General features: G+C 35.6%; 18 protein-coding genes. 15 read left to right on the forward strand and 3 right to left on the reverse strand.

Features of this window, described 5'->3' with window-relative positions; all coding sequences use genetic code 11:
* The first annotated feature begins 166 nt into the window (after positions 1 to 166).
* Both ACE38V_RS14360 and ACE38V_RS14365 read left to right on the forward strand, forming a co-directional pair.
* The gene (locus tag ACE38V_RS14360; protein WP_375842196.1) at positions 167 to 4342 is read left to right on the forward strand and encodes a VWA domain-containing protein; all 4176 of its coding nucleotides are present in this window, start codon (positions 167 to 169) and stop codon (positions 4340 to 4342) included.
* A 478-nt stretch (positions 4343 to 4820) separates the two neighbouring features.
* Entirely contained in the window at positions 4821 to 6626 is a 1806-nt protein-coding gene (locus ACE38V_RS14365) for an Ig-like domain-containing protein (protein WP_375842198.1), read from the forward strand.
* Positions 6627 to 6872: 246 nt separating this feature from the next.
* On the opposite strand, the gene ACE38V_RS14370 is transcribed toward ACE38V_RS14365, so the two are convergent.
* Genes ACE38V_RS14370 through ACE38V_RS14380 form a run of 3 tightly spaced genes read right to left on the reverse strand, consistent with a single transcriptional unit; the run spans position 6873 to position 9687 of the window.
* A complete protein-coding gene (locus ACE38V_RS14370; protein ID WP_375842200.1) occupies positions 6873 to 8489 on the reverse strand; it encodes a thioredoxin domain-containing protein in 1617 nt (538 codons plus the stop codon).
* A gap of 29 nt (positions 8490 to 8518) precedes the next feature.
* A complete protein-coding gene (locus ACE38V_RS14375; RefSeq protein WP_375842202.1) occupies positions 8519 to 9172 on the reverse strand; it encodes a PulJ/GspJ family protein in 654 nt (217 codons plus the stop codon).
* Positions 9169 to 9687: a type IV pilus modification PilV family protein gene (locus tag ACE38V_RS14380; RefSeq protein ID WP_375842204.1), complete on the reverse strand. Its 519-nt coding sequence runs from the start codon at positions 9685 to 9687 to the stop codon at positions 9169 to 9171. The genes ACE38V_RS14375 and ACE38V_RS14380 overlap by 4 nt, the downstream gene beginning before the upstream one ends.
* A 138-nt stretch (positions 9688 to 9825) precedes the next feature.
* Between ACE38V_RS14380 and ACE38V_RS14385 the strand changes: the two genes are divergently transcribed.
* From ACE38V_RS14385 to ACE38V_RS14445, 13 genes are all read left to right on the forward strand, one after another.
* The gene (locus ACE38V_RS14385) at positions 9826 to 11427 is read left to right on the forward strand and encodes a hypothetical protein (protein WP_375842206.1); all 1602 of its coding nucleotides are present in this window, start codon (positions 9826 to 9828) and stop codon (positions 11425 to 11427) included.
* 76 nt (positions 11428 to 11503) lie between these two features.
* The gene (locus ACE38V_RS14390) at positions 11504 to 12283 is read left to right on the forward strand and encodes a PRC-barrel domain-containing protein (RefSeq protein WP_375842208.1); all 780 of its coding nucleotides are present in this window, start codon (positions 11504 to 11506) and stop codon (positions 12281 to 12283) included.
* A 20-nt stretch (positions 12284 to 12303) separates the two neighbouring features.
* Positions 12304 to 13611, forward strand: a complete 1308-nt coding sequence (locus tag ACE38V_RS14395) for a G5 domain-containing protein (RefSeq protein ID WP_375842209.1) — start codon at positions 12304 to 12306, stop codon at positions 13609 to 13611.
* Between the two features lie 55 nt (positions 13612 to 13666).
* Entirely contained in the window at positions 13667 to 15328 is a 1662-nt protein-coding gene (locus tag ACE38V_RS14400; RefSeq protein WP_375842211.1) for a GspE/PulE family protein, read from the forward strand.
* 11 nt (positions 15329 to 15339) lie between these two features.
* Positions 15340 to 16380, forward strand: coding sequence for a type IV pilus twitching motility protein PilT (locus ACE38V_RS14405; protein WP_375842212.1), 1041 nt, complete (start codon positions 15340 to 15342; stop codon positions 16378 to 16380).
* A 1-nt stretch (position 16381) separates the two neighbouring features.
* A complete protein-coding gene (locus tag ACE38V_RS14410) occupies positions 16382 to 17596 on the forward strand; it encodes a type II secretion system F family protein (RefSeq protein WP_375842214.1) in 1215 nt (404 codons plus the stop codon).
* Positions 17597 to 17717: 121 nt separating this feature from the next.
* Complete coding sequence (locus ACE38V_RS14415; RefSeq protein ID WP_375842215.1) at positions 17718 to 18128, forward strand: prepilin-type N-terminal cleavage/methylation domain-containing protein; 411 nt, start codon at positions 17718 to 17720, stop codon at positions 18126 to 18128.
* Positions 18129 to 18193: 65 nt separating this feature from the next.
* Positions 18194 to 18961: a prepilin peptidase gene (locus ACE38V_RS14420; RefSeq protein ID WP_375842217.1), complete on the forward strand. Its 768-nt coding sequence runs from the start codon at positions 18194 to 18196 to the stop codon at positions 18959 to 18961.
* Positions 18962 to 19181: 220 nt separating this feature from the next.
* Complete coding sequence (gene pilM, locus ACE38V_RS14425) at positions 19182 to 20174, forward strand: type IV pilus biogenesis protein PilM (RefSeq protein WP_375842219.1); 993 nt, start codon at positions 19182 to 19184, stop codon at positions 20172 to 20174.
* A complete protein-coding gene (locus ACE38V_RS14430) occupies positions 20175 to 20834 on the forward strand; it encodes a PilN domain-containing protein (protein ID WP_375842221.1) in 660 nt (219 codons plus the stop codon).
* Positions 20831 to 21919, forward strand: coding sequence for a LysM peptidoglycan-binding domain-containing protein (locus ACE38V_RS14435; protein ID WP_375842222.1), 1089 nt, complete (start codon positions 20831 to 20833; stop codon positions 21917 to 21919). The genes ACE38V_RS14430 and ACE38V_RS14435 overlap by 4 nt, the downstream gene beginning before the upstream one ends.
* A gap of 130 nt (positions 21920 to 22049) precedes the next feature.
* Complete coding sequence (locus tag ACE38V_RS14440; protein ID WP_375842223.1) at positions 22050 to 23108, forward strand: hypothetical protein; 1059 nt, start codon at positions 22050 to 22052, stop codon at positions 23106 to 23108.
* Positions 23109 to 23336: 228 nt separating this feature from the next.
* Positions 23337 to 23918, forward strand: a complete 582-nt coding sequence (locus tag ACE38V_RS14445) for a Maf family protein (protein ID WP_375842224.1) — start codon at positions 23337 to 23339, stop codon at positions 23916 to 23918.
* The last annotated feature ends 69 nt before the right edge of the window (positions 23919 to 23987 follow it).

Raw genomic sequence — 23987 nt, forward strand, 5'->3', positions numbered from 1 at the left:
TTAAGCCATTTTCAGGAATCCTTATCTCTATCAAAAATTTATATTAAGGATTTCACAGTAAATTCAAAACTAGGAAAAATTAGTTACTGTAATAAACCAAAAGACCTAGTATAATAGTTGTGTATTATAGAAGAATAAATTCTTCCAAAGAAGGAGGGAAATGCGGGTGAAACGAAGGCTTCAGTTCTTTTCTAATTTAACAATTATTTTATTTCTCCTATTATCTACTCTATATCGTCCTGTAATAGTAAATGCTGCTGAACAACCAAGTGTTGATTTTTCTGTTACACCTTCATCAAGCCAATATACACTAACCCCTGATGGAACTGCAGAGGGAAGTCTTAACATAAATGTCACGCCTAAAGGCAGCGCCTCAAATATAAATCGCGGCCCAATGGATGTTGTTTTTGTCCATGACACATCTGGATCGATGGACTATATTTTAGATGGAGTAAAAAAATCCGTCAGTGCCAAAAAGGCTTTACTCGATGCAGTTTCCTATTTTAATCAAAACAAACAAACTGGTGATAATTATTATTTTGTTCCGTTTAGCGATGATGTCCGAAAAAGTGGAGATGTCAAAGTTGTCGAAGGTTTAGATAATATTGCAAATACAGCAAAAAGCCTCGACCGTTCAGGTATTAATACAGGTGGTACAAATTATACCCAGACCTTAGAATATGCGAAATCCTTATTATTAAAAAGTAATAATAAAAATAAATATATTGTTTTTCTTACGGATGGGGAGCCGACAGTATTAAATTATCAAGGTTGGAAGTATATCTTATATACAAATGGAACAGCACTTTATCAAGGATTTACCTCTAGCAGGAATTATACGAAAACAAAAAATCTAATTCAAAGTGTTGCTTTACAAACAAGCGACGAACTGGATAAAAATAATATTACGATGTATAGCATTGGCTTTGCTGATCCTCAAGATATTGATTTTCAGCTATTGCAAAATATGTCAGCCAAAACAGGCGGCTATGCTGTCCAAGCGAATACAAGCAATTTAACAAAACTATTTCAAGAGATTTCTAAAAAAATTGATAGCTATGCCATTCGTGGTGAAGTAACAGTTGATTTAAGCAAATTCAGTGGGAAAGTAAATGTGAAAGAAGGAGCAAATGCTGTTGTTGATTCAAATTCAGTTGCTCATATTCCGTTCCAATTCAATTTTCCAGTAGGAATGCAGCCAGATCCTAGTAATTTACAGGTAACTTTACCGCTTGTGTTTACTGATGCGGGAACCTATACATTTGATGCAATCAAGCTGCAATATGATGGATTAACAACGCCAAAAATTCATGCGCCTTTTACCATAACAATAAATAAAGATATGACTTCACAGCCTGCAGCCACATTTTCCGTAAAACCTTCGGCAGATGAGTTTATTAAGCCGCCAGATGAAAATGCAAAGGGAAATATTGATGTTACGATCACTCCAAAGGGAATGGCACCGAAAGATAATAGACTCCCGATTGATGTGGTATTTGTCCATGATACGTCAGGTTCGATGGCAGAAACATTAAATGGGGCTAGAAAGGATACGACTGCAAAAAATGCTTTAATCTCTTCAGTGAATTATTTTTTGCAGCAACAAACTATTCAAAACCCTAAACTGGATGATACTTTTTATTTTGTTCCATTTGACGATGATATAAGTAAAAAATCGTATTTTAATAGCTATCAAGTCGAGCCTACTTCTGGTCTTAGTAATATCAAAAATATGGCTAATAATTTGGATTATAATTATAGTGTTTTATTTTTACCAATCTATAGTACAAGCAGTGGTGGTACTAATTATACTGCAGCCTTAAATGAAGCGATGACGAAATTTAATAGTGTTCGAAAAAGCAATAAATATATTATTTTTCTAACTGATGGTGAACCGACTGTTTTGAAGAAAAATAATGATTATATGTTATATTCTGATGGAAAATCAGGTAAATATAACGGGATTGAATTTTACAATAATACAACAAAATACAATGAAACAAAAGCAATCATTAATGCTGAAGCTAAGAATTCAGCTACCGTATTAGGCAGAAATAATATCTCCATGTATAGCATTGGTTTTGCAAATGAAGGGGATGTAGACTTTCAATTATTGCAAGATATGTCTGGTAAAACAGGTGGATATGCATTACAAGGAAGTTCTAGTAATTTAACCAATATTTTTAATGACATTTCAAAAAAGGTTAATTCTTCGACTATTGCGGGTAATGTCATAATTGACCTGAAAAAATTTAATGGAGATGTGATTGTCGATCCAGCTTCAAATATTCAAGCAAATAGTGATCAAATGGTTCAAATTCCATTTAAAATTACCTTCCCAGTTGGAGAAAAGCCAAGTCCAAATGTCATTCAGCAATCATTGCCTTTACAATTTAAAAAGGCAGGAAGCTATGAGTTTAAAGATAATGTCAAAATGACCTATACCGATATAGATGGTAATGAACAAACCATTATTAATCCACCATTTACAGCTGTTGTAAGAGACGAAGCAGCACCACAATTTTTGAATGAAGTAAATATTAAGGGAAACCAATATTTTTCACCAGACAGCTTAGTTAAACTTGGTACTACAGATTCAGAGCGTAATGAATTTACAGTCGAATATAAGCTTATTCCAGATACTGTATTTACAGACATAACAAAAGGAAAAATCAATGGGTTGAAGATTACCCAACCTTTACCAAAGGGTATTTCATTAGCAAACGCGAACCAAATTGCCTTGTTCAAGAATAATAATCAACCACTAACAGGTGCTTCCGTTCAATTGATTAATAATGGAACTGCTGCTGAAATAAGCTTGGGAAGTAATGAAATTACCTATGAATCTGGTAAATTTTCGCTAGATAATTTCATTGTTCAATTGAAGTTAAAAGCAGATTGGGCTTTGCCATTAACCGCATTGCCACAAGCAAATTTGAATTTTTATGATTCTCGTTTTAAGGATCAGGAACAAACCTTGAACATAGACGATCAACTTATTTCCATGACTGTTCGTATTGCTGGAATGAATGAACAATATATCGGTAACTATAATGGTACAATCGGCAAGGTTAGGTTGTTTGATGGAGAATTAGTTGCGGAAACTCAGCTAACGAATGAAAGTGGAAGCATTGAAAAACCTGTTAAAGGAATGGAGCTAATTAATGACAATAAAGCCATTCAAGTAACGTACAATGATAATTCAAAAGCTATTCTCCATTTAAAAACAGATTTTAATATCCGAAACTTAACCTTTAATCAGGACTTAAAATCAGGTGACACTACAAAAGGAAGAGTGGCCTTCAAAATTACTGATTTAGTACCAGGAAATGATGTCAAATATGAATATATGCTAAAATCGGGTGAAAAAGAAACCCAATGGACAGCCTTTGATCCATCAGCGACAATTGAAATTCCGAAAGAGATGGAAGGTAGAATAGAAATCCTTGTAAGGACAATTGGTGGATTCTCTTTAAATAGTGATGCCATCAGTAAAACGATTACGATTATAAGAGAAAAAATCGTCGTTCAGCCTGATCCAATCGAACTAAATGTCGGGGATTCTGTTGAAGTAAATTTAAGGGTTAATCCAGATGATACGATGGATAGACAGTTTGATGTTACAGTTGCCGATCAAACTGTAGCTAAATATGAAAATGGAAAGATCACAGGTTTAAAAGAGGGGGAGACACAATTAATTGTCAGAACTACGGATATAGATGGTGACTGGATTGAGAAGAGAGTAACCATAAAGATTAATGCTGTATTAATAGAAAGTATTAGGGTTACACCTAATCCATTAAACCTCAAAAAATTTGTGGATTTCAGTGATTTCACTATCGATATCGAACCTGAAAATGCGACTAATAAGAATTTAAGATGGACGTCCTTAAATCAATCAATTATTGAAATATTAGAAAATGGTAAAGTTAGAGGACTTTCAACTGGAACAGCGGAAGTGGAAATTGCTGCTGAAGACGGAGGGAATGCGAGAACAGCGATCCAAATAAATGTGGGATCTCCTCTAACTGGAATTGAAGCAAGTCCAGCAGAAATTAATGTTAAAAAGGGTGCTGTATTTGATGGTAATGATAATATTCAAATTCACCCAAGTGATGCGACTAATATTAAGGATGGTCCAAACTTCCAATTACTAAATGTAGAAGAGTCTTACATTCTTGGTGTAGAAGCAGATGGAAAGAACATGAAAGCCAAAAGATTAGGTAGTGCAACCGTAAGAATCACTTTGCAAGATGAGAATGGCAATATATATTCTACCTTATTAAAGGTTAATGTTGTTGAATCTAATTCAAATGACAATGGTGGAGACGATAAATATTAAAAAGAAGGGGCTGTCTGATAAGTCTCTAAAATAAAGGAAGTGGAGAAAAATGACCCGTTTTTCTTCACTTCCTTTTGTCTTTTTTTTACTCTTCTCTGAAAGCAGTTGATGAATGCTGGCTACTTTCAGGATGTTTTGCTAATACCATATTCTTAAACCCGAGAATCCACAGTGAAAATGGATGTAACGATTGATTGCCCTTGATGAGGCCGAACGTACCTTCCTCCTCGATTTGACGCGCAACTTTCTCCTCATATTCAGGTGCTGATTCGAAACGTGACTTTTCTTTATAAAGGACTTTTTCTTTGCAAAAAATAATAAAATTGAACAATTTGAGTATTTTTGATAGTAAAATTGAAATAATGGAGTGATAGTGTTAATTTGTTTAAAATAAAGTATTCTTGTTATATTCAAAATTGATATAATAGTATAAAAGTAATGGCTTTTTTAATATGGATAAATAGGGGTGGTAAAGTCAATGCGGAAAATAATTTGTTTGTTGATACCATTATTATTAATACTTTCAGCATGTCATCATCCAAATGAAGATAGGGATGTTAATTTGACTGACTTTGTCACCTTATCTCGAGATATTCAAAATCAAGCAGAAATCTATGAAGTTGGAAAGCCTATTACGATTAATTATTCTGTCACTCCCAAAAGTAATATCCAATCCGAAGTAGTTATTCCAAAAAATAAATTAAGACCAATGGCTGTTCGAGAGGGGTATCTCGACGGAAACTTGAATAAAGAAGTTGTTTTATACGAGGGTCCACAGACAGATAGTGATAACGTGAAATTTATTAATTTCAATGTTAACAACAGTTCGGATGCAGTAAAAAATAGTATTGTAAATGGGTACTCTGATAAAGTTTCTATTTCCTATTTAAACAATGAAGATGAATTATTTAATTTACTAAATGGAAATCACACTGGAAAAGTAAGGGAAGGATTAGAAGAACTTGTAAGACATAATAATGAAATTATTCTACCAGTAGTTGATGATTTTTCCAACAGCAATAAACCCAATTATATTAAATTTGCAAAGTTTGGATCCCTAAAAGTTGAGCAGAAAGTGAATGGAAATGGTAATGACAATGGTAACGGTCAAATTAGGTTTAGCGCAACTTTTTTAGGTTATTATAGCGGCAATACCGATCAATACGAAACGGCAGATTTATCATTTGAAGAATCATTTCCAACTGATTTTAAGATAAATCCATCAGATATAACTGGTTTGGAAGATGTAAGTGTAGAAAATAATGTGGTAAAAGGTAAATTACGTATTAGATATATAGAAAGGGACAATGAATTTAAGGCTGAGAAAGATGTTTATCATTTTTCTATTAAAGTTACCCCTACGAAGATTGATAATTATACTTTAGATAAAAGCACCATCCAAGTGGATAATGAGGATTTAAAGGACACACAATCCTTTAATTCACTACCAATTTCAGTAAAAGGAATCGAAGTAAGTGTTAATTCACCTATTTCTATGAATGTAGGAGAATCAAAGCAGATCGATGTAGTATACAATGGGTCACTGGATATTATCCAACAAAAAACATGGAAATCAAGTGATTCAAACATTGCTGAGGTTAGTAGCGACGGTAGGATTCATGCTAAAGCACCTGGTGAAGTTACGATTACTTTAAGAGTAGAGCATAGTTTCGGGGTAATAGAAAAAAATATCCAACTGTCTGTCATAAGGCAAGCAGATCGTATAACCACGAATCCAGATTCACTTAATTTAAAAGTGGGTGAAAGATATTCATTAGATCAGATTGAAGTTACTGTAGGCCCTGAGGATGCTTCAAATAAGGAATATAAATGGGATCAGATTTCTAACCAAATCCTTAATCTGAATGGTGACGAAATTGTTGCCAATAATTCAGGGGAAACAGATATGATTGTGAGACCTATAAATCCTATTAGCAGTAGTATATTTGCAATCGTTCATGTCAAAGTTTATTTGCCATTAGACAGTATTTACTTTGATCATTTGCAAATGGAGAAAGGTGAAACTATTCATGTCAATAGTTTAATTAAAAGAGTACCTGAGCTATCACAAGAAGAAATTATAAATAAAAAATTTACTGTAGATAATAAGTACCTAGCAACCATTGATTCATCTGGTAAATTAACTGCGAAGCGATTGGGTCATGTAAATGTGACTCTAAATGCTGAAAGCGAATCAGGAAAGAAACTTAATGCTACATTGAATGTAGATATTGTTGAGAAAAAAGATTCTGATTCCCAGCAGAATGATGGAGATTTATACTAATATAAATCGTATTAGGATAAGGGACTGTTCAAAAAGTGGAAAATTCTTGAATTGCAGCAATTAGGAATGTCGGAATATCAGGGCTTTTAAACATGAAAAAGGGGTATCCAAAAGTCAAAAAAATGACTTTCTGGATACCCCTTTCTAAATAGATTGGTTGAAATCTATTTGCTGTGCATAGAATGACACGTTAAAAATCCGTTTTAATGGGTTAACAATAAAATAGCTGAACTGGGCATGACTTGTTCAGCTATTTTTATCTTTTTCCATAAGATCAGTTAATACTTCAAGTTGATTTATTCTTGGGAGACCCTGAGATTGATTAATAAATAGGCTTTTATTATTACGAACGATTAGTCTTGAGGATTTTTCATCTTCTTCTGGGGTGAAATTTAAATCATTTTCCCCTTCTTCGGTTTTTCCTCTAAATGCATTGATTTCTAAATTGCCATTTGAAAAGATGCCTCCATCTATGTAAACATAAGAGCCCACAGCATAAACACTAGCATTTTCATTAGTATATAGGTAAGCCTTAATGGAGTTAACATCGTCTAGTTTTGTACTATCAGGATTTTGAAATTTATTAATTCTAGCAATATCAAGGGTTTTTTGTGACATCAAAATCAATTCGCCATTGTTATAACCAGTTAAATCTACGTTATTTATGGTTGTCTTTCCCAGTACATACATGGTTGAATCAAAGGCGATTTTCCCTTTAATCGTTACATCCCCTGTGACAAGTATATTAGCAGAGACATTCATAGATGGTTCAGATTCATCGGAATCAGTCATACTACCATTATTTTCAAAGTAGGCATTTCCATCAATAATTAGCCACTTTGATTTATCTATAATCAGATTATTTGTATCGATATAAGCATTTTTATCCGCATTTGGACTAGTATATAAGTAGCTTTTAATATTAGCATCCTCATTTAGTTCATCGAAGGAGGTTACGTTACTAATCGAACTATTATGAGATCCGTTTTTAATAATTTCTTCAACTGATAAATTATAAGGATCAGTATTTTCCTCTAAAAAACCTGCGTCTTTGAGTTTATCTTTAAAGGTTTTTTCGATATCTACATCTACAAAGGTTGTGTCATCAATCGAGAAGGTTGGAGCATTTGGATTAAACACACGACTTATATCATTGACATTTAGAGCCTGAAACGGCAGCTCATTATCCCCTTGATAACAAGTTGATTGACAATATTCCAATTGGGTCCCTTCTTCTGCATAAAGTAGGCTATTTTTAGAGACAGAAGGGAATGTAGTGAGTACTTCTTTTTTTTCATTATGATAAATATACCTAGCCTGGTTACTTATTTTTAGTCCTTCATTAGCGAACAGATTTCCTTTTTGAAGATAAACAGAACCATTTAGGGTTAATTCTCCTTTTGAACCCAGTGCATACTTCAAAAAGCTTGGCATTCCGGTTATATATACCTTCTGAGTAAAAGATTTAGAACCATCTATATTAGATTTTACTAACAAAACCCTAGTATAATCTTTTGAAGGATTAATTTTGTCTTTATATTCAATTGATTCGGTAAGATTTGTTATGACAAATTCATTCTTTGCTTCATCATTGGAAGAATGAATAAAGGAATCGAGTTGCTTACTAAAGTCATCTGGATTACCCATTTGTTTGGAATAATCATTCACAAATTTTTTTATAGTTGCAACGCCAATATTTAAAGCATTAATGGAAGTAAGACTATCTTCAACTTCGTTTTCTCTGATACTTGTTCTATTAGATCCTCCCAAACTAACAGATAAGATGGACAAGCCTAATATTGAGAAAACAAATATCATGAGCATAACAGTCAGTAAGGTTGAACCTCTTTCATTTTTTAGCATGAAATTATACGCAACCTCCTTTACTCTATTTAATAGCCAAAAGAACTTTTTAATATCAATGGGTTTATATTAAATATTTGGTTTTGACCTTGGCGTATATCATCGATCACAAGATTTAGATTAATCCGTCCATGTTGACAATTGCCATTGGAATCTTTTCTGCTGCATTGCCCAATTGAAATGGAAGAAATTTCTTTGGATGAATCTTCTCCAACCGTAGTGGTTTTTGATGAATCAGTAGAGATTTCAGTTTTGCTATTGGTAATAACTGAACCATCTTCCTTTCTTTCAATATCCTCAATAAAGAATTTTCCTTCAAGATAATAGATAAGGAGATCCTTATCAATATAATTCACTTCATCCACATCCTGAGGTTCTTCGATTAGGTATCCATTCACTACCTTTTGCTTGTACCGAACTAGTTCAATTCCTTTGGCCCCAGTTTCCATATTGTCATAGTCAGTAATATAATTGGGGGGATAATTATACATTTCATTCAATATCATTGTTGCAATATAATCTGCATCATCTCTTAGTTGAGACTCGATACCAATTTTTTGGTAGAGTTTTATACCTGTAATAAAAACACTATAAACAACACCAGAAACAATCGCTGTAATCACTAATGTAGCCAATACTTCTATTAAGGTCATCCCTTTGCTAGCAGTAAGTAATTTTCTCATTTTTTAATCAAACCCCTTACTGTTTCTGTCCGGTTTCCCCATTGTACTTCTACTTCTACCCCTATTAAGTATTCATTTAAGGAAGAATCATTTTGACTATCATTTTCATTATTATTAGCATTAACTCCATTAGTCAGCTTTACGGACTTTGTAACGTATTCAATATTATTGATTTTGGTAGAAAAGAATTGTTTACATACCTCAGGTTCAAAAACGTTTTCGTCTGAAGACAATAATTGATCATTGCAATTATCAATAGTTAATTTTTTTTCGGTAGCGGAATCAGAAAAATACAATTCCGTGATGTCATCATAATTTTGTTGTTCAAAATAATTAAGAACATTTCTTGCAACGTTAATTCCTACAGTATTATTTTGATTTTTTTTAGTATAGGAATAAGCTTGATTAAAGAAAGATAGGAAAGAAGTCATGACTATTCCTAATATTGTGAGAGAAGCTAAAACTTCAATAAGAGTTAGGCCATGGTTTTTTTTCAATAATTTCCACATAATCATAACTACACCTTCTTTCAAAAATCATAAGATTATTATACAATATTAATTAGTCGAGAATTGTCTAAAATGATAGAAATAAATATGGTACAAATGACATATTCACTTCAATAAAAAATACATAGAAAAAGGGGTGATAAAGTGGAAAGCATGATTATAGCACTAGTATCATTAGTTATTCTAGTACCAATCATCTACTTCCTGCCTCTTGGGTTAAAAGTAGGAGGAAAAATTATTCTGATAGTACTTTCCTTCTGTATCGCGAATATTGGGATATTGGCAAAAAATAATTTCCCATTATGGCAATCCGTTTTACTCGTTTTATTGTTACTCATATTAGTTTCCTATATTTTAGATAAAAGACTTGGAAAAGCGCTTTATTTAGCTAATGATCAAGAGATCGAGGAAGAAATAGGGAATACGGCTCCAAAAGCGGTGAAACTTAGCTCTCGATTAAGTGAGTCATCGGTGGACGATTCGAAAGCAATACTAAAAATGGAGGAATTATCAAATCTATCTTCTCCTCCAGATAAGCAAGAAAACCTGAAGCCAGCAAACGATGATATTTACCTCGAAGAAATTGTTTTTGAGGATGAAAAAGATTCTGAACAAAATGATCAATCAAATGAAGAAAAGCACAACAAGCCAATGGAAGCTGAGACTGAGTCAAATGAAGAGGTTCTTCAGGAAGAGGAACTTTCTGAGCTAATGGAGAGAAGTGAGCCTAAAGAATTGAATGATGAAGATGGTCAGAAAGAGGTTCCCTCAGATGACAATGAAGTTCACTATATGGCTGAAATTGAAAAACTTATAGAGGAAGATGAAGAGTTTGACAACTTAGTGCTAGAGGATTCAAACCCGAAAGGACAAGATGATCAGCTCGAAACAAAAGCTGAAATCAAAATTACAGAGTTAGAATTGACTGATCTTGAGGATTCCTATAATCCCGTCGATGAAAGTTTATATGAAGAGCTATTTAATGAAGAAAAGGTAGAGGTAGAAGATTCAATTCATGGGGAAACGGTTCCGGAAGCCTCGAAGCTGGAAATAGACGATGAACTTCCAGAAATAAAACCGCAAGAAGAGGCTGAATTCACTGCTAATTGGGATGAAGATGAAATAATTCCAATTGATGAGATTCATTCGAATAAAGAAGAAATAAGCGAAAATGAAATAAATCAAGCTGATTTTATTGCTGATAATTCCCTTGATTTGGACAAACTAAAGAATGAAGAAATGGATGTATTTTCGGGTGATGTGGATTTGAATGAATCACCACTTGAATTAAATGAAGTCGCTGTAGGATTGGAATCTATACAAGAGAAAATAGAGGCTGAAGAGATTTTGAATCAATCCGTTGACTTTGATGAATCATATGTAAATGAATTATCAGAAGAAAAAACGGATATTCCACAGAAGGAAGAACCGATACTGGAACATCCTAAGAGAAATTCAGTGCAGCAGCAAATCTTCCATACAATGGTATCGCAAATCAATCTGATGCGAAAGCAATTGGATCCTAATCAATTTGAAAAATTGATTCAAGATCATCTGATCCCTACGTTACCACCAGAGGAGCACTTTACTTTTGCTAGCATGCTAATTGAGCATTACATGCGTACCCATGAAATGGATAAATTAAAGGGATTACTAGATAATTTAAAGAATCAATATCAAGATTATCCAATCGTTCAGCTGGAAATTCTATATTTATATGGACAATATTATGAAAATACACTATAAATTAAAATGTGCATGGTAAAATGAAAATCATATATTATAGTTTAGTAACTAATAGATTAGGTGTGGTGAAATATTCATGAAGAAAAGTACTCAAATAAGTGGATTACCGATTATCAGTATTGCTGATGGAAATCAGATTGGAAAAGTAAAATCATTAGTTATCAATCCGGACAAAGGTTCTGTTGATTTTTTAACAATTGAGCATGAAGATTTTCAAGTCAGCGTTAAAGCGATTCCTTTCAAAAAAGTAGTTGGAATTGGGGAATATGCCGTTACGGTTGATAGTGAAAATGCTGTCATTGATCTAAATGAAATCCCAATTGCGAATCAGCTTGTGAATAAAAAGATTAAGATCAACAATACAAGAGTGATGACTAGAAAAGGCGAATTAATCGGTGAAGTGGTCGAGTACTTTGTTGATCAGGATACTGGACATATCATTGGCATGCAATTAAAAGTGGGAGACAAACAAGTCGCACTCTCTACAGATTTAGTAGTCACTTTCGGGAAAGATATCATCATCGTGAAGGAAGAAGCTACTTCCAGTTTTCTTAATTCAGTTGAAGAATTAGAAGAAAATGAGCAAATCGAAGCAGCTGCAAGTGAGGCTGATGTCCTAGTTGAAGAAATTCCTACAGTAACAGCAGAACAATCTTCTGAGGATGTAGAAGTGCTAGCCCTAAAAGAAAAGCAAATTGAACTATTAACCGGAAAAAAAGTCACAAAGGATATAATGGATAATGAAGGAAATATGATCATCGTAGAAGGAACTATTCTAAGCTCAGCAGATATCGAAAAGACACAAGATGCTGGGCCAAGCGTTGTCGTTGAGTTATCCATGAATGTTGAAGCATAACATAAAGGGGGCTCATAAATGTGAGAAATCAGCAAGTCATTAAACTGTTTCTTGTACTAATCATTTGTACCTCTTATATTTATGGTTTCTCACAATTTGGGGTTCAGGCCTATGATACATTATGGAAAGATAACAGTACATTTGAAAAAGGAACAACGATTGGTTCTGTCGATGTATCTGGAAAATCAAAAAGTCAAGCGTCTCAGTTTGTTGATCAAGAAGCAGCAAAATGGCTAAAGGATGCAAAAATAGAAATCCATTTTAAAGAAAAAACGATTCCTTTTGACAATAGCCTGATTACCCTTCGCGTTGGAGAATCCGTCAATCAAGCAAAGCAGGGGCAGCAAAATAATCTTTTGGTTGTCATGGAGTCCATTGATTCATTTATGGCGAGCATTTCACCGGAACTATCCAATACCGTTTATGATTTTGAAAAGATAAAATCGGCCATTCTTTCTCAGGCTGCCCGCCTACAATCTGGCAAGCAAGAAATACAACTGAATGACTACTTAATTGATCCTCAATATGAGAAGGAAAATGTCATATCAAAGGTAAGTGTGAATGCCAAAATAGCAGAAAATGATATTGCGTTATTGACAGATAAGCTGTCTGAAATTGAGTTGAAACCCATGTCTCAATTTTCCCTGCTTAGCACATTGAAGGATCTTGACTTAAAGCAAGTGTCAGCGCAATCGATTAATATGCTTGCAACAGGCATTTATCAAGTGATCTTGCCAACTAATTTTGCCATTATTGAAAGACAAATTAGTGAAGAGCTACCAAAATATGCGAACCTTGGATATGAAGCAAAGGCGGATATAGATAAAAATATGGACCTGGTTTTTTCTAACCCTAATGAATCTAGCTATCAATTAAAGCTAGATTGGAAGAAAAATAAACTAACCGTTTCCTTGCTCGGTCCAAGCTTTCTAAATCAATATCGGATTCAAACAAAGGATAAGCAGACATTTAAACCGAAAATCATTGTTCAATTTAATCCTCAATTAAATCCAACTCAGAAAATCGTCGAACAAGAGGGACAAGAAGGGCAACTGATTAAAGTAATCCGGACCACGTTTGACGAAACTGGCAAGCTTTTGAAAACAGAACAAATATCAGAGGATTTCTATGCACCGATCCATCGAATCGAGGTTCAAGGACTCATTATAGATGAAGGCTCCTCAAATACAAATACAGATGAGCAAACCACCAATAATCAGGATGAGTCTACAACAAATCCAAATGAGGATACAAATTCAGATTCTGATTCTCAAAATCCTGATGAAGGGACAACACCGCCATCAGACGATGAGAATGCTCAAGGGTAAAGTTATTGTTTAGAATGAAAAATTATATATCACCAAAAAAGCGGGGTTATGAAGGATGAAGCAAACCCGAAAACGTCTTGGAGATTTACTTGTTGAAGCTGGTCTTATTACTGAAGATCAGCTTCAAACTACATTAAAAGAAAAAAGTGCCGGTCAAAAGCTTGGCGATGCCTTACTGCAAAGAGGGTATATTACAGAGCAGCAGCTTATAGAAGTTCTGGAATTTCAGCTTGGAATCCCACATATTAGCCTATACCGTTATCCTTTTGATACAAAACTGTTCAATCTCATCCCAAAGGAAACAGCAAAACGAAATTTATTAATTCCACTATCAATTGATGGGGATAAGCTGTTTGTGGCGATGGCGGACCCGATGGATTTTTTTGCAATTGATGATTTGCGTCTTTCTACCGGTTTTCAAATTGAAACGGCGATTGCTACTAAGGACGATATCCTTCGTGCCATCAATAAATATTATGATATTGATGAAGGCTTTGAGGAATTAGTGGGACGCCCATCTGATGTTGACGATGAGGAAGAAGAAAAAATCAATGATCAGGATTCCCCCATTGTTCGGCTCGTGAATCAAATGCTCTCCAATGCTGTAGCCTTGAAAGCAAGTGATATTCACGTTGACCCTCAAGAAACAAAGGTCGTTGTCCGCTATCGGGTTGATGGCATTTTGCGGACGGAAAGAGTCTTGCCAAAGCATATGCAGAGTCTATTAACGGCACGTATTAAAATCATGTCCAATCTAGACATTACCGAGCATCGTGTTCCACAGGACGGACGAATTAAAATCAATCTTGATTTTCATCCAATTGACCTTCGTATTTCGACTCTTCCAACGATTTATGGGGAAAAGATTGTGATGCGGATTCTTGATTTAGGCAGCAACTTAAATGATATTAACAAATTAGGCTTTAATAAGCTCAATTTAAAGCGTTTCACAGAAATGATTAACAAGCCAACTGGAATTGTTCTTATTACAGGTCCAACCGGATCAGGGAAATCCTCAACCCTTTATGCAGCCATGAACCGATTAAATAGCGAAGAAGTGAATTTAATTACAATTGAAGATCCGGTGGAATACCAACTAGAAGGGGTCAATCAAATTCAGGTTAATCCCAATATTGGCATGACCTTTGCGGCAGGTCTGCGTTCGATTCTCCGGCAGGATCCAAATATTATCATGGTCGGGGAAATCCGTGATAAGGAAACGGTTGAAGTGGCTATTCGCGCCTCATTAACCGGCCATCTCGTGTTAAGCACCATCCATACGAACGATTCTTTAGGCACGGTAACGCGCTTATTGGATATGGGAGTTGAGCCATTCCTAATTGCTTCTTCATTGAGCGGCATCGTATCTCAACGTCTTGTAAGAAGAGTGTGCCGAGACTGTGCTGAAGAACAGGCACCAACGAAAAGAGAGATTGAGATTTTTGCCAAACGCGGGCTAACAATTGATCGCATTGTTCGTGGCCGTGGCTGCTCATCCTGTAATATGACCGGCTATAAAGGACGGATCGCGATTCATGAGGTCTTTGTCATCAATGATGATATTCGGAAAGTGATAATGAATGGAGAATCGTTTACAAAGCTGCGCGAGCTTGCGATTAAGGCAAAAACGATCTTTTTAATTGACGATGGTTTATTAAAAGTAAAGCAAGGGATTACGACGACGGAAGAAATCTTAAAAATGGCAATCCCTGAGTAGAGGTGCTAGAAATGAAGGAAATGGTTGACCATTTGCTGCGGGCGGGCTTTGAGCTGAAAGCATCGGATATTCATTTAACTGTGGGAGTTCCACCCATTATGCGAATCAATGGCGAGCTAAAACGATACGGAAAAGATATGATAAAGCCTAAAGATACAGAGGAAATGGCGAGGACTATGATACCTGAAAATTTGTGGGATAAATTCAAGGAAAAGGGCGAGTTGGATTTTTCTTATAGTATTCCAGGAGTTTCACGATTCCGCGTGAATACGTATTTGCAGCGCACATGTGTTGCCATTGCTGTTCGTGTCGTGCCAACAAAAATTCCAACCATCGATGAGCTCGAGCTTCCAGAAGTATTGAAAAAAATCATGGAAAAACCACAAGGATTAGTTCTGGTAACGGGTCCAACCGGAAGTGGAAAATCAACGACATTGGCAGCGATGATTCAATTTATGAATCAAACGATGCGCAAGCATGTGATCACACTTGAAGATCCAATTGAATATTTGCATAAACATGGAAACTGTATCATAGACCAGCGCGAGGTCGGCTTTGATACGAATAATTTTGCGAATGGCTTAAGATCGGCTCTAAGACAGGATCCAGATGTCATTTTAGTTGGAGAGATGCGCGATTTAGAAACGATTCAAACGGCGATAACGGCAGCGGAAACTGGTCACTTAGTCTTAGGAACCTTGCATACATCAAGTGCTCCGGCAACGATTAACCGGATTATTGACGTTTTCCCGCCATCCCAGCAGCCACAGGTTAGAATTCAATTGGCATCCGTCCTTGTTTCGATCATTTCCCAGCGGCTCTTTCCAACTGCCAATCATAAAGGGCGAAGGGCGGCGACAGAGATCTTGATTAATAATTCAGCGATAGCAAACCTAATTCGCAATGAAAAAATCTATCAAATTGTCAATGTCATGCAAACTTCACGTGTTCTAGGCATGCATACCCTTGAAGCGAGTATTAATGAGCTAGTTGCAATGGGGATTGTCGCTAAAGATGCCGTGGAGCCATTTTTACAGGAGACTATGAGCTAAAATGGGACGATTTAAATATACAGGTAGAGACCGAAAAGGAAAAAAGAATGGGGTTATTAATGCTACCTCTAAGCGGGAGGCTGTGCAGAAGCTGAGAGCCGATGGTATTCGGGTGATGGATGTGATTGAGGTACCAGAGACCCTTTTGACGAAGGATATTTCCTTTGGTTCTTCAGTTAAGCTTGAGCACATGGTTATTTATTTACGGCAATTTTCAACATTGCTTAAGGCTGGAGTTTCAATTGTTGATTCCACCAGTATTCTTGCAGAACAAACAGATAGCAAAGGGCTAAAAAAAGTACTTTTAGACATTGTACAAGATTTAAAAGAAGGGAAACCTTTATCTGAAGCAGCAGCCAAGCATAGAAAGATTTTTTCTCCGATGTTTATTAATATGATTCGCGCTGGTGAAGCAGGCGGTAATATGGATGAGACGCTTGATCGCTTGGCTATTCATTATGAAAAGCAGCATAACACACGTTCGAAAATCAAATCGGCACTTGCGTATCCGATTGCGGTGGCTGTTTTTGCAGTGGCTGTTGTGATTTTTCTATTAGTATCCGTAGTTCCAACATTTGTGGATATGTTTGCAGATTTTGGCGGGGAGCTACCAGCCATCACACAGTTTGTGTTGGATGCTAGTAAATTTATGCAAAAATTTTGGTGGCTAATTGTTCTTTTGATTGTTGCATTTATTGTATTTATTATAGCTTTAAGGAACAACAAAAACACCAAATACTATCTAGATTACTTTATGCTTCGTATTCCGATTTTTGGAAAGATGATGCAAAAGGCTGTTCTCGCTAGAATGACTAGGACTTTAAGTTCATTATTTACAAGCTCAGTCCCGATTTTACAAGCAATGACCATTGTCGAAGATGTTGTCGAAAATGAAGTCATTGCCCGTGTGATTCGCGAGTCCCATGATGCATTGGAAAAAGGTCAATCAATGACGATACCAATGAAAAAGCATTGGGCTTTTCCTCCATTAGTCACACAAATGATATTGATTGGGGAAGAGACAGGATCGCTTGATGCCATGCTTGGCAAGGTAGCGGATTTTTATGAACAAGAAGTTGAAAATAGTACAGATCGGTTGAAATCGTTAATTGAGCCGTTGATGATTATTGTACTAGCTGGCTTAGTTGGAACTATTGTTACCTCAATCGTTGTTCCAATGTTTGATATTTTTAACCAGGTAGGAAATACAGAATAGCAGGAATTGTAAAAAAATGTCGTCGAATTGCCATAGAAACTCTCTATTTTTATGCTTATTGTTTTGGTAGAGTACTGTTATAATAGTAATATAAGACTAGTATTTAGAGGAGATGGGACTTATGATTAAAATTCTAAAAAATCGTTTAAAAAATCAAAAAGGTTTTACTTTAATTGAATTGCTTGCTGTTATTGTTATTTTGGGGATAATCGCAGCTATTGCGATTCCTAGTGTTGGGAAAATAATTCATAATTCTAGGATAGATGCTATTAAAACAGATGGAATTCAAATTATAAATGCTTCTAAGACAGCATATGCAGAAACAGGGGCAGCAAGTTATGATCTTGCATCGCTAGCTGATTATATTGATGTGGATGCCGATGAATTTAAAGATACTACAGTAACAGTGACTGATGGAGTTTTTACACTAAGTGGTACTGGAACTAAAAGTGGTGTAACAGTAACTTTTAATGGTGCGACTGTTTCTGATATTAATAAGGCAGCGAAAGGTGATACAACAATTCCAAAGTAATTAATAATAAGTGAATGAATAACAGAAAAATGAATTGATTATAAAATAAATTAAAGGATTACGAAATGTTTATACTATTTTCTTATCTTTTTATTATTGGAATAATACTCGGTTCCTTCTACAACGTAGTCGGCCTAAGAGTCCCGCTCAAACAATCCATCATAACACCACGCTCAGCTTGCCCTAACTGCCACCACCAGTTAACAGCAATTGAGCTCATCCCGGTGTTATCGTTTATCATTCAAGGAGGGAAATGCCGTCAATGCAGGGCGCGCATTTCTCCCATTTATCCAATCGTGGAATTGATGACGGGGATCCTGTTTGTGTCAGCGCCACTGGTTCTTGGCTGGACTTCTGAGTTATTTGTCGCTTGGACGTTGATCTCGCTGTTTATGATTATTTTTGTATCAGACGTTCATTATATGATAATCCCTGATAAAGTGTTACTTGTGTTTGCAGGGATTTTTTTAGTGGAGCGGATTTATATCCCGCTGACTCCATGGTGGGATTCAGTGCTTGGAGCGGGTGTTGGTTTTATTTTGCTGCTTCTGATTGCTGTCATTAGTAAGGGCGGCATGGGTGGCGGTGATATTAAATTATTTGCTCTCATTGGCTTTGTTGTAGGAACGAAAATTTTGTTGCTTGCTTTTTTTCTTTCTACGGTATTTGGTGCGGTATTAGGCTTAGTAGGGATGCTCTTCAAAATTGTGAAAAAGGGAAAACCGATTCCTTTTGGACCTTTTATTGTTATGGGAACGCTCACGGCCTATTATTTTCATTTTGAAATTGTTCATGCCTATTTAAATCTTCTATCTCGATCATTTGAAATGTAATTCCCTGATTCTTTATACCTATTGATTGCAACAATAAGAATCAGGGATATTCCTTTTTTTGCATAATTATCCGTGATTTTTGTCAGTTTTTGTAGGATAATAGAGGAATAGTAGCGCTTTCGTATTAATTGGTTGAATTAACTATCAGTTGTGAGTAATGTAAGACTGGTTGTTAATTGAACTAGATTAATAGGAATCTTAAATAAGGGGTTAATGGAATATGGTTTTATCTCGATTTTCGCGAAAAGGTAATGTAGTTAATCTCGTGATTAATGACCACGCCATTCGATATTTAGAGTTAAAGCAAGTAAAACCTCCGATTGCGAGTAAATGGGGAGAGCGATTGTTGCCAAATGGAATCATTAATAATGGGAAAATTCTCGATTTTGAATCCCTCACGAGTATTTTAGAGGAATGCATTCATGATTGGAAATTGCGGAATCGCCAAATTCGCTTTCTCATCCCGGAGTCTTTTGTGATTATCCGGAAGCTTTCCATTCCATCTGTGATCAGCGATGATGAAATCAAAGGGTATTTATATTTAGAGCTTGGATCAAGCATTCATCTCCCCTTTGATGAGCCTGTGTTTGATTGTATTGTCTTAGGAGAAAAAGAAGACAAAAAGGAATTATTGTTATTTGCTGCGCAAGAAGAGAATGTGATGGATTACGTGGATTTATTTTCTCACTTAAATTTAAAACCGATAGAGGCAGAGATTTCACCGCTTGCGTTATATCGACTCTACCATCACCTAGATTTGGCTCATAAAGACGAAGATTTACTGGTTGTCCAATTTAATTTAAATTCCGTCAATATTTGCATCTTTGAAAATACGATTCCATTTTTCATGCATCATCTTCCACTCGATTTTGATGAGAATCAATGGGATATAAAACTAAATCACGAAGGAAATTATGAATTAAAGTTTATCGGTGATGAACGAAATTTATCCATGCAATTTGAAGATTCGTATAAAGAAATCACTCGAATTATGGACTTTTATCGTTATTCCTTGCATCAAGGGCAAAAGCAGGTTTCCAAAATTTTATTAAACGGAGATCATCCAATGCTATTAAAGATTAAGAAGGACCTTGGAGAACGATTAGATACTCCGATTGAAACCATTTCATATAATGGAGTTGTTCCTACTGAGATCCATTTTCCAGTGACGCATTATCTTTTATTAGGCCTTGCGTTAAAAGGGGTGCAATAGATGCTCGTTGAAATTAATCTATTACCTCAAAAAGAGGAGAAAAGAATGTCCTTTTTATTGCTGGGAATAATCGGACTTGTCATCCTAGTCATAGCGGGTCTGGCATTCTATTGGTTTAATTATTCGACAAACACGAAAATCGACCAATTAAATAGGCAGATTTCTACAACGGAAAATACCATCGCCATCGAGCAACAGAAAATCGTCAAATATGAATCCTCTAATTCCCTAGCAGAGCTGGAGAATGCGGTTTCCTGGGCAAAGGATTATCCTATTAAAACGGTTTCTGTTATTAAAAAGCTCACTTCACTGTTGCCTGAACGAGGCTTTATTCAAAGTATTAAATATGAGGAGACAGGAGTGCTTACGGTAGGGGTCCAATTCGAGACGAATCGTGATGCCGCCTATTATTTGACGACCTTGCTTGATTCAGAATGGATTAAGGATGCAAAGCTGAATAAGCTGGATGCGGCGACTGCCTTTTACGATAAAAAACTCGGCCAAAAGATGGATGATACTAAAATTAAAAATGAAAAATATGTTCCGCGTTATCTTGGAGAATATGAAATTACGCTAAATCAAGATATTGTAAAGGAAGATATTAAAAAACAAAACGATGATTCAGATCCTTCCGATAAGAAAGGGGGAGATGATTCATGAATATAAGTTTTTTGAGAAATAAAACGGTCACGGTGACTGTTTCGGTTCTTGTTCTCTTAGCAATGGTTGCGGGTGTCTATTTTCTAATCGTTTCACCGAAATTAGAGGACGTGAAGCAAAAGGAGCAGGAATTATCCGCACAAGAAAAAATTCTGTCAGTTCTCCAAAATAAAATAACAGATACGAAATCCAGTACATTTGAGAGTACAGTAGCTCTACAGCAGAGTGTACCGGTTAAGCCGTTGTCCGAGCAGCTTCTTCTTGATATCGAAAAGGCAGAAACAATTTCCGGAAGCTTTGTTGTGAATATGGAATTCCAGGAAGCGGATATGGAAGGTAACCAAGATCAGCAGAAATCAGATAGTACAAACGAAAAGCAGGATCAGACGAATCAAGCTACAACAGAAGAAGAGCAATCGAAGGAAAATACAATTCCCCTTCCAACCGGGGTGAAAAAGCTAACCGTCAATTTAAATATTGAATCACCAAGCTATTTTGAGCTTGAAAAGTTTCTGCAAATTCTTGAAGCTTCGACTCGGATTGTTGTCGTAGAAGCAATTGATTTTAGTGCAAACGATGAAATTATCTCAACTGATCAAACGAATAAACCTTTAACTTATAAGATAACGCTTTCTGCCTTCTATATGCCTGGATTAACGGATTTAATTAATCAACTGCCAAAAATTGATGCACCGGCACCAAGCAATAAGAAAAATCCATTAATTGATTTTGGTGATTATAATAGCAGCGAAATTGAAAGCAATGTTGATGACTCTGTTACAAATTCAGATGATAATAATACGAATAATAATAATCAAAATAACGAGAATAATAACACGGAAGAAAAGCCTGATACAACAACGGATACGCCAAATCATAATAATAATGAATCAGCCAATGATACGAATACAAACGAGAATAAAAAAATACTAAAATATACAGTCAAAAAGGGAGATACTTTGACAAAAATTGCGATGGAATTCTTCCATTCTAAAGATGGAGTTAAGATTATCATGGACGCTAATCATCTTAAGAATGAATCAGTCACTGTTGGGCAAATCCTTCTTATTCCATTGCAGATCTAGATAATACTTGATTATAATCTCTTAAAAAAATTGACGAAAGCATTCGATAACAAGACGACAAAAGTCTTGTTATTTTTTTTTTTGATTATGATAGGATGGAAAAAACTAGTTAGATGAGGGGAGGTCAAACATGGAAAGCAAACAAAAGAATCGAACCATCACGATCAAAATAAATGGAAATGAACATCCATTTGATGAAGCCGTTGTGACGAATGACTCAGATAAAGTCGAGAAACTCAGAAAAGTGGAAGAAGAATCCATGCTGTCTAAAGAACTCGATTTAACCGAGCAACTTGCTGCTGCAGAGGAAAAAATGGAGGACCACTTTGATTGGATTCTTCCAGAACAGGCAGATGAGGAGTTAAAAGAATATAAAATCAACTACTCTACTTCTCCTAAGAAGGGGAAATCTTCCGTTTATCCCAAAAGTACTAGTAAAGGACGAATGCCAAAATGGAATCCATCGATCATTATTTCAGTTGCCTTTGCTATTATCCTTGGGACAAGCTTTGGATTTTTCATGCTTAAACTATTAACGAACGATCATCCTAAGAATCAACCAACCATATTAGAAAATGGAAATTTGGAAAACAATGAGACAAACACACAGGCAAGTTCAAATGGAAACAAAGCGATTCCATTGCCTACCCTCACAACGAATATTATTCAAGCTGGAGTATTTTCAAGTAAGGAATCGGCTGAGCAGCAGCAGGAGATCATCATGGCGGCTGGTTTTCCGAGTGAAATCGTCACATTTGATGGAAATTTCTTTCTGTTTGTGGGCACTGCAGATACGCTGGAGAATGCTAAATCTTTAAGTTCTGAATTCAAAGATAAAGATATTGGTGTCTATGCAAAGGAATGGAGTACAGGTGGTGAGACTAAAGTGAAATTTAATAAAGACGAACAGAAATTACTAACTCTCATTCCAGATACCTATCAGTTGCTTGTCCAACAATATTCCTCATTAGCTCTCGGTGATACTCCTTCCAGTGATTCTAGTCATGCTCTTTCAAGTCAAATAGAAAAGCTTAAGCAAATCAAGGATAAGAATGTTAATAACAAGACAATAATTGGAATAAAGGAAGATGCAGAGAAAGCCGGGAATCAATTAAGTCAAAGTAAATTTGACGTTCAGAAAGACCTTTTATCGATTCTAGCAAAGTATCATTCACTTACTAGTGAATAATAGTCAAGGATAAAATAATATATTTAAAGACAGCATTCAACAAATATCGTATATTTTCCGGGAAATAACACATTTTGAAAAGAGTCTGTTCGTTTTAATTCGACAGACTCTATTTATTTGATGAAAATTGTCATTTTTTTCAAAATCAAATTGTTCCATTGACATATTTTTGATACGATAGTCATGTATCTTCCTTTTTAGACAAAATTTTTAAGGTCAGGTGATTGTATGCAAACCCTCATTTTAGCCTCTTCGTCTCCTCGGCGTAAAGAACTTCTTGAAAATCTTCAGATATCTTTTCGGGTTTCCAGTAGCGATGTAGATGAAAGCTATGATCCTCATTTAAAACCACAAGAGGTTGTTATGGAACTGGCATCGCGAAAAGCTGGGCATGTAGCTAAACAGAATCCAGAGGCCTATGTGATTGGCTCAGATACTGTCGTGGTTATTGATGAGGAAATATTAGGGAAGCCTAAGGATCGAGATGAAGCATTTCAAATGTTAAGTCGCTTGTCTGGCAATACACATTCTGTTTATACAGGTGTGGCCATTGCGAAAGAAAATGAGATTCATCAATTTTTTGAAAAAACAGATGTGGTGTTTTGGGAGTTAACAGATGATGAGATTGACTCTTATCTTAACACCGGTGAACCGTTTGATAAGGCAGGTGCCTATGGAATACAGGGCTTCGGCAGCATCCTTGTTAAAGGAATTGTTGGAGATTATTTTTCCGTTGTAGGCCTCCCTATTTCAAGAACGGTTCGAGAACTTGCAAAAATGGGCTTTCATTTTCGAAAAGAAGGGAAATGATAATCATTTGCTAACTTCTTTATCATCATGTTTGGTAAGGAGGAATAGTAATTGCCAAAGGAAACGTTA

Origin of the sequence: Cytobacillus sp. Hz8 (genome assembly GCF_042263505.1) — a bacterium.
Classification (GTDB): domain Bacteria; phylum Bacillota; class Bacilli; order Bacillales; family Cytobacillaceae; genus Bacillus_BE.

Excerpts from the sequence above, each read along its gene's own strand:
- ACE38V_RS14365 (WP_375842198.1), top strand. The coding sequence starts at position 4,821 with ATGCGGAAAATAATTTGTTTGTTGATACCATTATTATTAATACTTTCA.
- ACE38V_RS14370 (WP_375842200.1), bottom strand. The coding sequence starts at position 8,489 with ATGCTAAAAAATGAAAGAGGTTCAACCTTACTGACTGTTATGCTCATG.
- ACE38V_RS14375 (WP_375842202.1), bottom strand. The coding sequence starts at position 9,172 with ATGAGAAAATTACTTACTGCTAGCAAAGGGATGACCTTAATAGAAGTA.
- ACE38V_RS14380 (WP_375842204.1), bottom strand. The coding sequence starts at position 9,687 with ATGATTATGTGGAAATTATTGAAAAAAAACCATGGCCTAACTCTTATT.
- ACE38V_RS14390 (WP_375842208.1), top strand. The coding sequence starts at position 11,504 with ATGAAGAAAAGTACTCAAATAAGTGGATTACCGATTATCAGTATTGCT.
- ACE38V_RS14400 (WP_375842211.1), top strand. The coding sequence starts at position 13,667 with ATGAAGCAAACCCGAAAACGTCTTGGAGATTTACTTGTTGAAGCTGGT.
- ACE38V_RS14405 (WP_375842212.1), top strand. The coding sequence starts at position 15,340 with ATGAAGGAAATGGTTGACCATTTGCTGCGGGCGGGCTTTGAGCTGAAA.
- ACE38V_RS14410 (WP_375842214.1), top strand. The coding sequence starts at position 16,382 with ATGGGACGATTTAAATATACAGGTAGAGACCGAAAAGGAAAAAAGAAT.
- ACE38V_RS14415 (WP_375842215.1), top strand. The coding sequence starts at position 17,718 with ATGATTAAAATTCTAAAAAATCGTTTAAAAAATCAAAAAGGTTTTACT.
- ACE38V_RS14420 (WP_375842217.1), top strand. The coding sequence starts at position 18,194 with ATGTTTATACTATTTTCTTATCTTTTTATTATTGGAATAATACTCGGT.
- pilM (WP_375842219.1), top strand. The coding sequence starts at position 19,182 with ATGGTTTTATCTCGATTTTCGCGAAAAGGTAATGTAGTTAATCTCGTG.
- ACE38V_RS14430 (WP_375842221.1), top strand. The coding sequence starts at position 20,175 with ATGCTCGTTGAAATTAATCTATTACCTCAAAAAGAGGAGAAAAGAATG.
- ACE38V_RS14435 (WP_375842222.1), top strand. The coding sequence starts at position 20,831 with ATGAATATAAGTTTTTTGAGAAATAAAACGGTCACGGTGACTGTTTCG.
- ACE38V_RS14440 (WP_375842223.1), top strand. The coding sequence starts at position 22,050 with ATGGAAAGCAAACAAAAGAATCGAACCATCACGATCAAAATAAATGGA.
- ACE38V_RS14445 (WP_375842224.1), top strand. The coding sequence starts at position 23,337 with ATGCAAACCCTCATTTTAGCCTCTTCGTCTCCTCGGCGTAAAGAACTT.